This is a genomic window from Paraburkholderia mimosarum LMG 23256 = NBRC 106338, assembly GCF_000739815.1.
Lineage (GTDB): Bacteria > Pseudomonadota > Gammaproteobacteria > Burkholderiales > Burkholderiaceae > Paraburkholderia > Paraburkholderia mimosarum.
On record NZ_BBJJ01000001.1, the window covers coordinates 253,016 to 267,496 of the forward strand.

The following is a 14,481-nucleotide window of genomic DNA, read 5'->3' on the forward strand; positions in this document are numbered from 1 at the left end:
TCCATGCGTGTTACAAGAACGTTTCTTGCGGTACCGGCCCATCAGCGTCGGATGGTCGAATCGGCGGCCCGCAGTTCGGCGGACGCAGTCTTTCTCGACCTGGAGGATGCCGTGCCGCAAGCTCAAAAGGAGACCGCGCTCCTCGGCGCTATCGCGGCGATCAACGAGCTGGACTGGGGAAAAAAAACTGTAAGCGTGCGCATCAATATGGCGGCGAGCGCGACCATCGAAAGGGAGGTGGCGCAGTTGTCGATGTTCGCGCCGCGGCTGGACACGCTCCTCGTTCCAAAGGTTGAGTGTACTGCCGACGTGGACAGCGTTGTCAGACTGATCAACCTGCGCAGCAGGCGTGGGAGGGCGCCACTCGGTCTGGAAGTGATGATCGAGACGGCTCTCGGGCTTACGAACTGCGAGCAGATCGCGGGACATTCGGAATTGATCGAGTCACTGCATTTTGGCGTAGGCGACTTTTCGGCATCGATTGGGGCAAAAGGTGTCGATATCGGGCTTTCACATCCCGGATATCGTCTGACCGCGCGCTCTGCGCAAGGTGATTACTCAAGCACGGCGCTCGATATGTGGGCTTATCCGATGATGCGTATCCTGGTCGCGGCGCGCGCTCACGGCCTGAGAGCAATCGATGGGCCCTGCGGAGCGTTTCATGATCGCGATTTGACGTCGTCACTGGCTATCAAGGCTGCAACAATGGGGTTCGATGGAAAGCAGGTCATTCATCCTTGCCAGATCGATGCGACGCGCCAGGCGTTTGTTCCGGGCGACGACGAGCTATGCCAGGCTCAGCGTGTCGTAGCGGCGCTCATTGAAGCGGAGCGCGACGGACGTGGCGCCGTTCAGATCGATGGCAAACTGGTCGACTATGCGAACATCCGGATGGCGAGACGTGTAATTGCGATGGCGGCAAACGTAGACTTGTAACGGATTCGACGCTGTTGAACTCGGATCCCCCATTTCGAAAACCGAGCAGGCCTTCACGCGATCGAATGCCTTTTCCCGAAAGCGTGCTGGCGTCGGCTAAACGCGTGGCAGAAGGCAGGCGTCTGGAACAAGTTGCATGGGCTGCTGCTCGACCGCTGTTTTCATGTTTACGGCAAACGATCGCGCAGATAGGCGGCCGTGCGGCTTTCTGCCACTTTCGCAACTTCACGAGGCGGGCCGCACGCAACCGTCCTTCCGCCGTCGTCGCCCGCGCCAGGTCCGATGTCAATCAGCCAGTCGCTGTGCGCCGCAACACGCATGTCATGCTCGACGACGATCACCGTGTTGCCTGCGTCGACGAGTCCCTGCAACTGCGTCATCAGACGGTCGACGTCGGCGGGGTGGAGGCCTGTCGTCGGCTCGTCAAGGATGTAGAGCGAGTCACCGCGCTGCGCGCGCTGCAGTTCGGTCGCGAGCTTGATGCGCTGCGCTTCGCCGCCCGATAACTCCGTCGCGGGCTGTCCGAGCCGTAAATAACCGAGGCCGATGTCCTGCAGCACTTGCAGCGCGCGCATGACTTGCGCTTCGTCGGCGAAGAAGTCGCAGGCGGCATCGACCGTCAACCCGAGCACCTGCGCGATGTTCTTGCCACGCCATTCGATTTCGAGCGTCGGCGCGTTGTAGCGCGTACCGTGGCAGGTGGAGCAGGGCGCGTACACGCTCGGCAGGAACAGCAGTTCGACGCTGACGAACCCTTCGCCTTCGCACGTCGGGCAGCGGCCTTTCGCGACGTTGAACGAGAAGCGGCCCGCGTCGTAGCGGCGCTTGCGGGCGGCCGGCGTCTCGGCGAAGAGCCTGCGCACCTGATCGAAGAGGCCGGTGTAGGTCGCGAGATTCGAGCGCGGCGTGCGGCCGATCGGCTTCTGGTCAACGCGCACGAGCCGCCGGACCGCCTCCATTCCTTCGACGATGTCGCCGCCCGTGGGCTGTGTATAGGCGGCGAGGAGCGGGTCGAGTTCTTCGTCGGCGTCCGGTGTGATCGTGCGGCCGAGGCGACCCGCGACGAGCTCCGGCAGCGCCTGACTGACGAGGCTCGATTTGCCCGAGCCCGATACGCCGGTCACGGTCGTGAAGCAGCCGAGCGGAAACGCCGCGTCGAGTCCGTGCAGATTGTTGCGCGTGATTTTCGCGAGCCGCAACCAGCCCGAAGGCGTGCGCGGAGCGTGCGCGGCACGCTTGTGCATGCCGAAGAGATGCTTGCGCGTCTGCGACGCTTCGACCTTCGCGAGCCCCGCCGGCGGCCCGCTGTACACCACGTGACCGCCTGCTTCGCCCGCGGCCGGGCCTACATCGACGAGCCAGTCCGCACGTCGCATCATGTTCAGATCGTGCTCGACGACGAAAAGCGAATTGCCCGCCGCCTTCAGCCGCTTGAGCGCCGTGAAAAGCGCTTCGCCGTCGGCAGGATGCAATCCTGCCGACGGCTCGTCTAGCACGTACACGACGCCGAATAGTTGCGAGGCAAGCTGCGTCGCGAGCCGCAAGCGCTGCAATTCGCCCGATGAAAGCGTAGGCGTCGAGCGATCGAGCGCGAGGTAGCCGAGCCCGAGGTCGATCAGCGTCGTGAGGCGCTCGAGCAATTCCTCCGCGATGCGCTGCGCTGCGACGCGCTTCTCGTCCGACATGTTGGGCGTACGCCGCACGTTCGGCGCCGCCTTGTGCGCGGAGCCGCCCGCTGCGACGCGTTTCTCGGTCGCTTCGCGCATCGCCTGCTTGCCAAGGATAGCGCTGTCGCCGTCGATGCCGTGGGTGTGCGCGGGCAGTTCGCCGCGCGCGATCGGGGCGAGCAGGTCGGCGAGGCGCGCGAGCGGCATCTGCGAGAACGCGGCGATGTCGAGTCCGGCGAACGTCACGGACAACGCCTCGCGCTTCAATCGCTTGCCGTGACATGCCGGGCACTCCCGGCCGATCATGTAGCGCGATACGCGTTTCTTCATCAGCGCGCTTTGCGTATTCGCGAACGTGTGCAGCACATAGCGGCGCGCGCCGGTGAACGTGCCCTGATAGCTCGGCTCCATCTTGCGCTTGAGCGCAAGCCGCGTTTCCTCGGGCGTTAAGCCGGCGTAGACGGGCACCGTGGGCGAATCGTCGGTGAAAAGGATCCAATCGCGGTCCTTCTTCGGCAGCTCTCGCCACGGAATATCTACGTCGTAGCCGAGCGTAACGAGGATGTCCCGCAGATTCTGCCCGTGCCAAGCGGGCGGCCACGCAGCGATCGCGCGCTCGCGGACCGTGAGCGTGTCGTCGGGGACCATCGACTTTTCGGTGACTTCGTACACACGTCCGAGCCCGTGGCACGTCGGGCAGGCGCCTTGGACCGTGTTCGGCGAGAAGTCCTCGGCGTAGAGCATCGGCTGCTTCGGCGGATAGCTGCCGGTGCGCGAGTACAGCATGCGCACGAGGCTGGAAAGCGTCGTGACGCTTCCCACCGACGAGCGCGCGCTCGGCGTGCCGCGCTGCTGCTGAAGCGCGACGGCGGGCGGCAGTCCTTCGATCGAATCGAATTCGGGCACGCCGACCTGTTCGATCAGCCGGCGCGCGTAAGGCGCGACCGACTCGAAGTAGCGCCGCTGCGCCTCGGCGTAGAGCGTGCCGAACGCAAGTGACGACTTGCCGGAGCCGGACACGCCTGTGAATACAACGAGCGCATCGCGCGGAATGTCGACGTCGATATTCTTCAGGTTGTGTTCGCGCGCGCCGCGAACGCGCACGAAGCCATCGCGCGCGGTTTCGGGGGAGGGTTTCGGACGGGAGTTCATCCGCTGCGGAAGCGGCAATCCGCAGGCCAGCTAGCCGGGCAGCTTCGCCGCGAGCACGTCGACGTGCGCGATTTCGGGCGGCCTGGCAAGATGGTCTGCGGCTTTCGCCATCAGCGCCTCGGCGACCTTGCCCGCGAGATGCGCCTGGCGACCGGCTTCGTCGGGAAAAGTATCGAAGATGCCGAACGTGGACGGCCCGAGGCGCAGGCCGAACCACGCGATCGTTGCGGGCTCCGCTTCGACGAGCGGCAATCCGCCCATCAGAAAGGCTTCTACTTCCTGCTCCCTGCCCGGCTTCGCTTCCAGCCGGACGAACAACGCGGTCTTGACCATGACATCGCTCCTGTTGCACGCACCGAGGTGACGGACAAAGATACGTGCTCCGCACCAGGTGTATTGATCATAGTGACGCATGGTTAAGAAAGCGAGGACACTCTGATCGGCAGCCCGATTCGATGCCCAGGATGTGGGGCATGGCCAGGCCGGCGCCATTGCGCGCAAACTTGTAGTCCACCGGGTTGATGCTCGAGGTGCCGTCACTCGCAGGCGGACTTCGCCCGAGCCGGGCGTGGGGATGAGAACATTTGCGGGCACCAGTGTGTAGTCCGCTCTCGCCTGTTGAAGAAGCAGAGTTTTCATTGTGTAATTCATGCGATGGCAGCTTTGGTTTTCATGGCGCGTTTCTCAAAATCTCAAAAGCCGGACAGCACGATCTTGCCGCGCGCCTTGCCGCTCTCGAGCAAGGCATGGGCGCGGCGCAGATTGGCCGCGTTGATGGTGCCGAAATGGTCCGCCAGCGTCGTGCGCAGCACGCCGGCGTCGACCAGCTCGGCGACCCGGACCAAAATATTGTGCTGCTCGATCATGTCCGGGGTCTGGTACATCGAGCGGGTGTACATCAATTCCCAGTGCAGCGAGATGCTCTTGGGCTTGGGGATCGGCGCGTCGAGCGACACGGGGTCATCGATCAGCCCCAGCTTGCCCTGCGGCGCCAGCATCTCGGCAATTTCGACCAGGTGCTTGTCAGTGTGGGTCAGGCTCGCCACGTAATCGACCTCGTCGATGCCAAGGCCGCGCAACTGCTCCGGCATCGGCTTCGTGTGGTCGATCACATGGTGCGCACCAAGCTCGCGCACCCACTCCCGTGTTTCCGGCCGCGATGCGGTGGCGACCACGGTCAGGCCGGTCAGCTGGCGCGCCAGCTGGATCAGTATCGAGCCGACGCCGCCGGCGCCCCCAATGACCAGCAGCATCCGGATGAGGCACACTTTGGGCACGCTGGTGAGGCAAGCAATGGCTGAGCAACGGACAGCCCCGGCATACTGGGCGCGAAGGAGCGCAAGAAATAGCAGACGAGGGGTCATGATTGCAGCCGATACGAACTGGAGCGGCGAGGATCGACGCCGCCTGTGACGGCGTCTGGCATAAGTTGCTCGGCGGCTAACATGAACTTTCAGGGCCGACTAAGTAAAAGGGCACACGCAAGATGGGGCGGTAACCTCCGCGGGAACAAGCTACATCAATGGATGACTCATTTAATGCGGTCATGACCGGGAGGTCGCCGTTAATGCCTTCGCAGGTGCGCTTGAATTTCGCGCGCATCGAGGGCCGAGAGATCTTCGTTGATCTCTTCGAAAATCAAGTGACGCGTCCCCTCGCTCAGATGAGCGTGCAGCATCCCGAGAAACTTCGGCTCGACGGCTAAGCGCAATCGCTGATACCGCTGATGGAGCCGTCCCTGTTCGATGTAGTCGGCGACGGTCCTGGCGAATTTTTCGCGATCCTTCTCGCTCAGCGTCCGTCCATCAGGGACGACATTGACGAGGTCTTCGATTTCCCGCAAGTCCAGTTTAAGTCCCAGTGTCTCGAAGACTCGAGCACGGCTGCCGTCGGCAACGACAACCCAGGTAGTGACAGCCATGATGCGCCTCTCAGTGTGATTGGTCGCCGGCTCGGCGGCCATCGCAAATCGTCGAGTCACGCTAGCGAGCTCGCGGGTCAGCGACACTCTATCTCCAACGCCCATCGATGACGGACCGTGGGGCCTCCCCTCGTTCCTGCGCGAGCGACGGATAATCCGTATATCCGCGCTCGCCGCCTCCATAGAACGTGGACGGATCCGGCGAATTGAGCGGAGCGTGCAACCGCAAGCGTTCCGGCAGGTCGGGATTGGCGATGAACAAGCGTCCGAACGCGATCAGGTCCGCGTTGCCGTCCTCGAGCCATCTTTCCGCACTGCCGCCGTCGAACCCGCCCGCGACCATCAGCACGCCACGGTAGGTGCGGCGTATCATCTCGCTCATGCGTTTCGCGCGCGCCGTGAAAGCGACATCCTCACCGGTTGCCGCCAGCGCGGGATTGACGATGTGCAGATAAGCCAGCCCGTATCGATTGAGCTTCTCGATGACATAAGAAAAGGTCGCCTCGGGATCGTCGTCATGCATGTCGTTGAAGGTCCGAGAGGGGACAGCCGGACGCCGACCTTTTCCGGCCCCCACACTTCGCAAACCGTTTCGATCACCTCGAATAGCAGCTTGGCCCGACGCTCGCTCGATCCGCCGTATTCGTCCGAGCGGCGGTTCGTGCCGGACAACAGAAACTGATCGAGCAGATACCCGTTCGCTGCGTGCACTTCGACGCCGTCCATTCCGGCAGCCTTTGCGTTGCGCGCACCTCTGAAGTATTGGCGCCCGAGATACGGCATCTCTTCGACCTGCAGCGCGCGAGGCGTGACGCAGGGCGCGACGACACCTTCGCCGCGCTCGTTCTCGATGAACGCCTCCGCTTTCGGCCGAACAGCAGAGGGCGCAACGGGCAACATTTCATCGGGCTGCAACGAGGGGTGCGATATGCGTCCGACGTGCCACAGCTGCATGAACATCAACCCGCCCGTCTCGTGCACGGCGTCCGCCACGAGCCGCCAGCCTTCGACCTGCTCGCGACTATGGATCCCAGGCGTCCATGCATAGCCCTGTCCTTGCATCGACACCTGCGTCGCCTCGCTGATGATGAGCGCGGCCGCTGTGCGTTGCGCGTAATAGCAGGCATTGAGCTGCGTCGGGGTGTTGCCTGGTCGGCTTGCGCGCGAACGCGTCAGCGGCGCCATCACAACACGATGACGCAAGTTGTGGGGTCCTACCTTTACGGGTTCGAAGAGCTTGCGCAGCGGGACTTGCTCGTCGCGCTGCCCGGCTTCTCCGGGCGCGATTTCGGTATCAGGCATATCCGCTCCTTGTGTTTTTGACTCGGCCCGAAAGGTGCTGCTTCGACGCGTCGATGCGTCGGCGTCAGATCACATCGACATGATTCCGCTTGGTGCCGACGACGACTGCGTTTACGTCTTCGCGAGTTGTTCTGGCTCGGGGTGAACGGCGACTGGATCGCTCGCAGGAAAGGTCTCTGCGAGCGCTTCGTCGAGTTGTTCATCCACGGTCATCGGCGCTTCCTGCGCCTCGACTTTCGATTTCCGGATGTCGACGCGACTTCCCATCGTCATATAGCGCTCCATAAGGGAACCAGCGGAATCTCGCTATCGCACCGGCGTTGCGCGCATGCAATCAAGGTCGTTGGAAGCGCAAATCGGCGCATGCGTGAAGCAGGAGATGCTGGACACCACGCATCTCGCGTGCTCGGCCGCATCGTGCCTGACAATCTGCTCGCGAAGGCGTGATCCCTCTCCAATGTCGAACTGCGCGCCGATGTGATCGACGTCCACACGGAATGATCCGCGAAAATTATCGGGACGCCGATCCGGCCCAAATGAGAACTTCAACAGAATTCAAGATCACAACCCTGATCCAGTGCAGCGATGCTTATGCTGTCGTACCACTGCTGTTCAGGCTCTCTACCGCCTTCCTCAGGCGTTCCTCCTGATCGTTCGTGAGAGACGTCTTTAATACCTTTCCGCCGAATGGCTTCAGCTCTGGCAGAACCTTATCGAAATTCACGTGACGCACGAGGATGAACAGCGCCGACGAACCCGGCTCAATGTTCTGGCCCGTCGAGCGCATGAAATCGTCATCGATTCCATAGTCCGAGAGCGCGCCCGACAATGCGCCCGTGCCAGCACCAATGGCCATACCTGTGGCCAGCCCGGCGAGCGGATTGAGCAACACCAGCCCGACCAGTGCACCAAATAGACCACCCCAGGCCGCGCCACTGAGAGCGCCGATCTTGACGAGATCGACGGCTTGCTTGAGGTGTACCTTGCCGTTCGCGCTACGGACCACGATGCAGGCGTCCTCAAGGTCGATCAGATGTTCCTTTTGCATCTGCTGGAGTTTGGTCAGCACCTGATCGGCTGTGTCTTCGCCTTTGAAACTTACAACGACTAGATCGCTCATCGATTTACTCCTTTGCTCTGGGAAACAAGCCGAGGCTCTTCCGCGGGCAGATGGTTGAATTCATGCTCAGTGCACGCGCGCGTGCCTCTCGGCCGCACCGCAAAGCCGCTGCGGGGCCAGCCAACCTTGCATATGCCGCCGGCGCGCACCTTGGGACTTCGCCGGGGCCATTGACGCGACGACGATGGCATCAAGACTAGTTTCTTGCGGTTTGCACTTCTTCCTCATTCCTGCAGGACGTGACGGATCTCTGCGCTTTGAAGTAGTGCGTTGCCTTGTCGAGGACATGTTGAAGTCCCGCGGTCATTGTTCTGCTCGCAACTTCCCAAGTTAATCAGCTTCCGACGTTTCGGTGGGTAAGCCGGAATGCGCGAGGCGTCATACCGGTATATCGATGAAAGACGTCGGTGAAATGCTGCTGAGTCTGAAACCCCGCCCGCGCGCCAACCTCAACCAGGGGAATGGCCTCCTCGCATAACATCGTCCTGGCAAACTTCACTCGTTCGAGTGTCACATACAGATGGGGCGGTTTGCCTGTCGCCGTTTTGAAAACGTGTGCAAAGTTTGAGGCACTCATGTGCACCAGGACTGCGAGTTGTTCGACCAAAATGGTTTCGGCTATGTGCTCATGGACGAAAACTTGAATGCGAGTCAGCATTTGACGCGTAAGCGGCGTGTTCGGCTCGGCCCCACCAGCACAGTGCCCGTAACGCAGAGCGATGTGCACCGAGATGACATCGGCAAAAGCGTCTGCGCAGGCAGCGTCGACGAGATCCGCGTGATGCAAGGCACCCAATGTATCCACGGCCTCGCGTACGAATGGATCCCAGGACTTAGACCATTTCGGGACCGCCAAAAACGCCTCTTGCGAGACTTGCCCAAATATGCCTGATGCGAGTGCGATAACCCATCCATTGGGATCGCTGTCAACGGTCGTGGCCAGCGTCGCTCTCGTCGGAATAACTGCGGCAAATGGTGCACCTATCAGGATGGAGTGGCTCATTCCGAGGTCGTCGCAGCCCGCAGCACGCACGACAGTGGAACCTGTCGGTACAACTAGCTGCAGTCCCGGCATCAAATTTAGCCAGTCGGTAAAAGCGACGTTCATCGGCTGGCAGCGTAGGCCATGATTCGGGGTCGATCTTGTAGGCTGATTCATGATAAGCGGGCTAGTTGCTACCTCGTCGCGTTACGAAAGCTTAGGCCAGGTTCAAGGCTGCTTAAGACGGATTCGTCATATAGGCGGAAGCTACCCATCTCGTTTAAAGTCGCTGCTGTATCGCAACTCGCATACCTGTACACCCTTTCAGTATGCATTCGACAGGCTGACGCTTACGCCGGTATCACGCAGCGTAAGCGATGGGGTTGCACGCGAGGTCAGATATGTTGCCCACAGCCCCGATGCTCGACCGCTCACGCGAGTTGCAGCGCTCGATTTAGGCGACGTTGAGATTCCCTTCGTTGGGTTCACGATGCGATCCGGGGCCAGCAATGATCAGGTTAAGGCCGGACTGTGAGGGGCGTGAGTTCATGTTAGAACGCCTTGCGGCGAACTATAGAAATCGGAGATGGATAGTTTATTTTTCGTGCATCCGAATGCCCGTCTCGATGCCAATCAGCATCCCTAATTAATGAGCGCAGAATTGCGAAACGCATGGCAGAAACGCGAAAGAATCGCAGATTCACGGGGCCTAGACTGAAATTCATCACCCGACGTACAGCTGGAGTCCCACATGGATGATCTGCTTGGGCGCGCTTGGTGGATGCTCATTCTTCGTGGCACTGTAGCGGTGCTGTTCGGCACCCTGGCGTTATTCTGGCCCGGTCTCACTCTCCTGCTGCTTATCACCCTCTTTAGCGCCTACGCAATCGCCGGCGGCGTTGTCGCGATTGTCGCGGCCATCCGCTACCGCGTGACGCATGGCGGCTGGTGGGTGCCCTTGCTGCTCGGCATCTGCAGTATCGGCGCCGGTGTGATAGCCGCGTTGATGCCGGGAATTACTACCGTTGTGCTGGTCGCCGTAATCGGCGCAAACGCGATTATTACCGGCGTATTCGATCTGATCGCAGCAACGCGGCTACACCGGCGCCTGCACAACGCGTGGATGCTGACGTTGACTGGAGTGCTTTCCGGGCTTTTCGGCATCTTCGTGCTGCTCTTTCCGGGCGCCGGCGCACTAGCGCTCGTCTGGCTGATCGGCGTGTATGCGTTGTTCACGGGCGCGCTGCTGTTCGTACTCGGCATCACTGCGCGTGCCTGGCACCATGACGACCTTACCGGAGAGTCACACGCATCATTGCATCCGTAAGCGCAGCGCTCACTGGCACTCGTGGGTCACACGGTTAGCGGCGGGTGGTGCCACGCCGGTCGTGCCCCGGCATCACGGAGGTCGAATGGACCGCCCGTCATCTCCAGAGTGGTCCAGCCTCAAGCCTGGCACTGGCGCGCCTCACGTAAGGAGAATCACATGCCTCTGGATCTCGACAAATGGAATCCGTTCCGATTTTTACGTTCGCACGCGCAAAAAGGCGCATCCGGCCACGTCGGTGCGCCGCGCACCAGTCAGCAAAGCGCCTCGCGAAACGGACAACCGGCTGACACGCAAACGGGCAACCGGGCTCCGGCGCAAGCCGCTGCAGCGCCGGTCTCACTTGCGCCTGCCAGTTGGCCGCTGCCTGATCCGGTTCATTTGTTTACCGAATTGATCCGTGATCCGTTCGGCGGCCGTGGACCACTCGGAAACTGGTTCGGCGACTTCAGCGCGAGCGAGTTTCAACCGCCAATCGACGTCACCGATGAAGGCGACGCACTGCGTATCGTCGCCGAATTGCCGGGCATGACCCGCGACGACGTCGAACTCGAAGTGATAGACGACATGCTGATCATGAGCGGCGACAAACGCTTCGAATCGACGAGCGAAGAACAGGGATGCTATCGGGTCGAGCGGTCGTTCGGACATTTTCAGCGCGCAGTCCCGCTGCCCGCGGGCGTTGATCTCGATCGGGCAGAGGCCAGATTTGAAAACGGCGTGCTGACGCTGCGCGTTCCCAAAGCGGCCGGAGAACCGGCAGCGAAGCGGCGCATTGAGATCAAATAACCCCATCCGCACTCCGCGGTCTCGATGACTCGCCCAGCATCGAGCAGCACGCGGGAATCTTTTGAGTGACAACCCGACACTGGTTGCAACCGGACCCATCCTCAAGCGCCAGGAAGTGCTGCCTCGCAGCGACGAAGAACTGAAACAAGCAGCGAGCGGACTTGAAGTGCAATCGCTCACGGGAGGGCTGGTGAGCCAGTTGCCCAACGCGTGGATGTGTGCGGTGCTGCTGCCGGCGCGCACGGGTAGCGGAACAGGGTGCCACGGGAACAACGGATCAATCGACGTGCCGTCCACTGTATGACCTCGATTCGAGTACAGCGCGAGCGGGGCGCGGCATGCAAACAAGGCGACATCGGAATAAGCAGCGGAATAGATATTTTCCACCCACCCATTACCCGCGCGGGAAGCAATGCCCGCACGGACAAAAAGGAGATCATCATGGCCGAGTGCAGCGTTTGTGGAAAGCCCGCAACCTCACAGATCACGATCACCGAAAACGGTCAACGCCGTCAACTGATGCTGTGCAATGAGCACTACATGGAGTTCATGACGCGTAATCAGCGCCATGTGTCGCCGCTCGAGTCCCTCTTTCACGGCGGACTGTTCGACAGTCTGTTCGACGACATGTGGCCGCAGATGGAAAGCGGCCGCGGTACCCGGTTCACCGGACCCTCGCCCGGACAATCCGGCGGCGCGAATCAGCGTACAGCCGCCGGCAGCGGGCAAATGGTCGATTCAGCGGGCGGCCACCCAGGCGGCCGCACACGCCGGCAGCGCCGGGCGCGTGAAGCGGTGGACCTGCAGACGTACCTGAGCCAGAGCGGTCTTGACCGCCTGCAAGCCGCGGCTCAAGCCGCGGTCGAATATGGCAAGAACGAAGTCGATACGGAACACCTGCTGCTGGCGCTTGCCGATAACAATGTGGTGCAGGAAATCCTGCGCGAATTCAAGCTTGATCCCGAAGAAATCAAGACGACCATCGACCAGAGCGCGCCACGTGGCACCCGCAAGGAGCCGAGCGACAACGAGCAGATCGGCGTGTCGCCGCGCGCCAAGAGTGCGCTGGAAAATGCGTTGAGGTCGTCGCTGGAACTGGGGCACAGCTACGTCGGACCAGAGCACATTCTGATTGGGCTCATCGAGGAAGAAGACGGCTTTGCAGGTGAATTGCTGCGCAAGCTCGGGCTGTCGCCGCAATCGATGCGGCAAAAAGCAGTCAAGGTGGTCGGTAAGGGCGCCGAAGACGGCAAGATGGAAGACCGCTCCACCACGCCCACGCTCGACAAGTACGCGCGCGATCTCAGCGCGCTTGCGCGCCAGGGGAAGCTCGATCCGGTGATCGGCCGTGACAAGGAAATCGAAACCACCATTGAAGTGCTCGCGCGGCGGCGCAAGAACAATCCGGTGCTGATCGGCGAACCTGGGGTGGGCAAGACCGCTATCGTCGAAGGTCTGGCGCAACGCATCGCTCAGGACCAGGTGCCGGAAGTGCTGCGCGGCAAGCGCGTGGTCGAACTGAATATCAATAGCGTCGTGGCCGGCGCGAAGTATCGTGGCGAGTTCGAGGAGCGCGTCAAGCAGGTACTGGATGAGATCATCGAGAACCAGGACCGTCTGGTTGTATTTATCGACGAACTGCATACGATTGTCGGCGCGGGCCAGGGCGGCGGCGAAGGCGGCCTCGATATCGGCAATGTCTTCAAGCCGGCGCTCGCTCGCGGTGAACTGCACCTCGTCGGTGCGACCACATTGAACGAATACCAGAAGTACATTGAAAAGGACTCGGCCTTGGAACGGCGCTTTCAGCCCGTGATGGTGCCCGAGCCTGGCGTCGAGGAAACGATCGAGATCCTGCGTGGCCTGCGCGACCGGCTCGAAGCCCATCACAAGGTGAAAATTACCGAAGAGGCGATCGCTGCAGCGGCAAAGCTTTCGGATCGCTACATCGCCGCACGGTTTTTGCCGGACAAGGCAATCGATCTGCTCGATCAGGCCGCCGCCCGCGTGCGCATTTCGTCGAATTCACGTCCGCAGCCGTTGCACGATGTCGAGGCAAGCATCCGCCGCATCAAGCAGGAACAGGACGCGGCCAGCGCCGCAAAACAATTCGATAAGGCCAAGGAACTGGAAGGACGGCTCGTCGCAGAACAAAAGCGCCTGCATGAAGCCACCGAAACATGGAAGAAGGAGCGCGGCACCAGTTCGCAGGAAGTGACGGCGGAAGACATTGCGCAGATCGTTTCGTCGCTCACGGGCGTGCCGCTATCTGAACTCACGGCCGAGGACCGTGAAAAGCTGTTGCGACTGGAAGACCATCTGAAGGAACGCGTGGTCGGCCAGGATGAGGCCGTCTCCGCCGTCGCCAAAGCGGTGCGGCTTTCGCGCGCCGGTTTGACAGAGGCCGGCAAGCCGACTGCGAGCTTCCTCTTCCTTGGGCCCACGGGCGTGGGTAAAACCGAACTCGCGAAGGCGCTAGCCGCTTCGGTGTTCGGCGACGAGAGCGCGCTGGTGCGCATCGACATGAGCGAGTATTCCGAGCGTCATACGGTGGCGCGGCTGGTTGGCGCGCCACCCGGATATGTCGGCTACGAGGAAGGCGGACAACTCACCGAGCGCGTGCGGCGCAGGCCATATTGCGTGGTGCTGCTCGACGAAATCGAAAAGGCGAACTCGGAGGTGCACAACATCCTGCTGCAACTGTTCGACGAAGGGCGGCTCACCGACGGCAAGGGGCGTCTGGTCGATTTCACCAACACGATCATCATCGCGACCAGCAATATCGGCTCGCAACTGATCCAGGACAACATGAAGGCCGACGCGAAGCAGCTCGATTATCCTGAACTGCGCGACCGGTTGATGGAAATGCTGCGGCATCATTTCAAGCCCGAGTTTTTGAACCGGGTCGATGAAGTCGTCGTGTTCCATGCGCTCGGCAAGGAGCAGATCCGCCGTATCGTAGACCTGCAACTTGCGCGCGTACGGCGTACTGCGCTGGCCCAAAACATCGATCTGTCGTTCGACGACGCGTTGCGCGATCATCTTGCGCAGATCGGCTATGACCCCGAGTTCGGCGCGCGGATGCTCAAACGCAAAATCCGTCTCGAGGTGGAATCGCAACTCGCCGATGCGCTGTTGGGAGGCGACGTGCGCGACGGCGACAAGGTCACGATGACCTACGATTCGGGTACGCACTCCGTGCGTGTGCAGAAAGGAGGAGCACCCACGGAAGCGCCCAGCGAGGCGTCGAAGCAGGCACCGGCGCATGCTTGACGCGCTGGCATG

At 61.4% G+C, this 14,481-nt stretch carries 11 protein-coding genes and 2 pseudogenes; 5 read left to right on the plus strand and 8 right to left on the minus strand.

All coding sequences use genetic code 11. The annotated features are described in order from the left end of the window. Window positions 1–3 precede the first annotated feature (3 nt). Complete coding sequence (locus BMI01S_RS01075; protein ID WP_028229829.1) at window positions 4–936, plus strand: HpcH/HpaI aldolase/citrate lyase family protein; 933 nt, start codon at window positions 4–6, stop codon at window positions 934–936. Between the two features lie 167 nt (window positions 937–1,103). Here BMI01S_RS01075 and BMI01S_RS01080 read toward each other — a convergent pair whose 3' ends face one another. From BMI01S_RS01080 to BMI01S_RS01110, 8 genes and pseudogenes are all read right to left on the minus strand, one after another. Then, window positions 1,104–3,755 (minus strand): ATP-binding cassette domain-containing protein, encoded by a 2,652-nt coding sequence (locus BMI01S_RS01080; protein ID WP_028229830.1) that lies wholly within the window; start codon window positions 3,753–3,755, stop codon window positions 1,104–1,106. Window positions 3,756–3,785: 30 nt separating this feature from the next. Next, window positions 3,786–4,088 (minus strand): putative quinol monooxygenase, encoded by a 303-nt coding sequence (locus tag BMI01S_RS01085; RefSeq protein WP_028229831.1) that lies wholly within the window; start codon window positions 4,086–4,088, stop codon window positions 3,786–3,788. Window positions 4,089–4,447: 359 nt separating this feature from the next. Continuing rightward, window positions 4,448–5,005 (minus strand): annotated as a pseudogene (locus tag BMI01S_RS01090) (zinc-binding alcohol dehydrogenase family protein); the annotation flags it as partial. Between the two features lie 314 nt (window positions 5,006–5,319). Next, the gene (locus tag BMI01S_RS01095) at window positions 5,320–5,676 is read right to left on the minus strand and encodes a host attachment protein (RefSeq protein ID WP_028229832.1); all 357 of its coding nucleotides are present in this window, start codon (window positions 5,674–5,676) and stop codon (window positions 5,320–5,322) included. An 88-nt stretch (window positions 5,677–5,764) separates the two neighbouring features. Then, window positions 5,765–6,978: pseudogene (locus tag BMI01S_RS01100) on the minus strand (alkene reductase). A gap of 111 nt (window positions 6,979–7,089) precedes the next feature. After that, entirely contained in the window at window positions 7,090–7,251 is a 162-nt protein-coding gene (locus tag BMI01S_RS41805) for a hypothetical protein (RefSeq protein WP_167334401.1), read from the minus strand. A 316-nt stretch (window positions 7,252–7,567) separates the two neighbouring features. After that, window positions 7,568–8,098: a DUF1269 domain-containing protein gene (locus tag BMI01S_RS01105; RefSeq protein WP_028211012.1), complete on the minus strand. Its 531-nt coding sequence runs from the start codon at window positions 8,096–8,098 to the stop codon at window positions 7,568–7,570. A gap of 334 nt (window positions 8,099–8,432) precedes the next feature. Beyond that, complete coding sequence (locus tag BMI01S_RS01110; RefSeq protein ID WP_238327710.1) at window positions 8,433–9,206, minus strand: helix-turn-helix domain-containing protein; 774 nt, start codon at window positions 9,204–9,206, stop codon at window positions 8,433–8,435. A 625-nt stretch (window positions 9,207–9,831) separates the two neighbouring features. Here BMI01S_RS01110 and BMI01S_RS01115 point away from each other — a divergent pair. From BMI01S_RS01115 to BMI01S_RS01125, 4 genes are all read left to right on the plus strand, one after another. Beyond that, window positions 9,832–10,407, plus strand: coding sequence for an HdeD family acid-resistance protein (locus tag BMI01S_RS01115; protein ID WP_028229834.1), 576 nt, complete (start codon window positions 9,832–9,834; stop codon window positions 10,405–10,407). A gap of 159 nt (window positions 10,408–10,566) precedes the next feature. Further along, window positions 10,567–11,196 (plus strand): Hsp20/alpha crystallin family protein, encoded by a 630-nt coding sequence (locus tag BMI01S_RS01120; protein WP_028229835.1) that lies wholly within the window; start codon window positions 10,567–10,569, stop codon window positions 11,194–11,196. 61 nt (window positions 11,197–11,257) lie between these two features. Further along, a complete protein-coding gene (locus BMI01S_RS40580; protein WP_154671115.1) occupies window positions 11,258–11,500 on the plus strand; it encodes a hypothetical protein in 243 nt (80 codons plus the stop codon). A 137-nt stretch (window positions 11,501–11,637) separates the two neighbouring features. After that, window positions 11,638–14,469, plus strand: coding sequence for an ATP-dependent Clp protease ATP-binding subunit (locus BMI01S_RS01125; RefSeq protein ID WP_028211008.1), 2,832 nt, complete (start codon window positions 11,638–11,640; stop codon window positions 14,467–14,469). The last annotated feature ends 12 nt before the right edge of the window (window positions 14,470–14,481 follow it).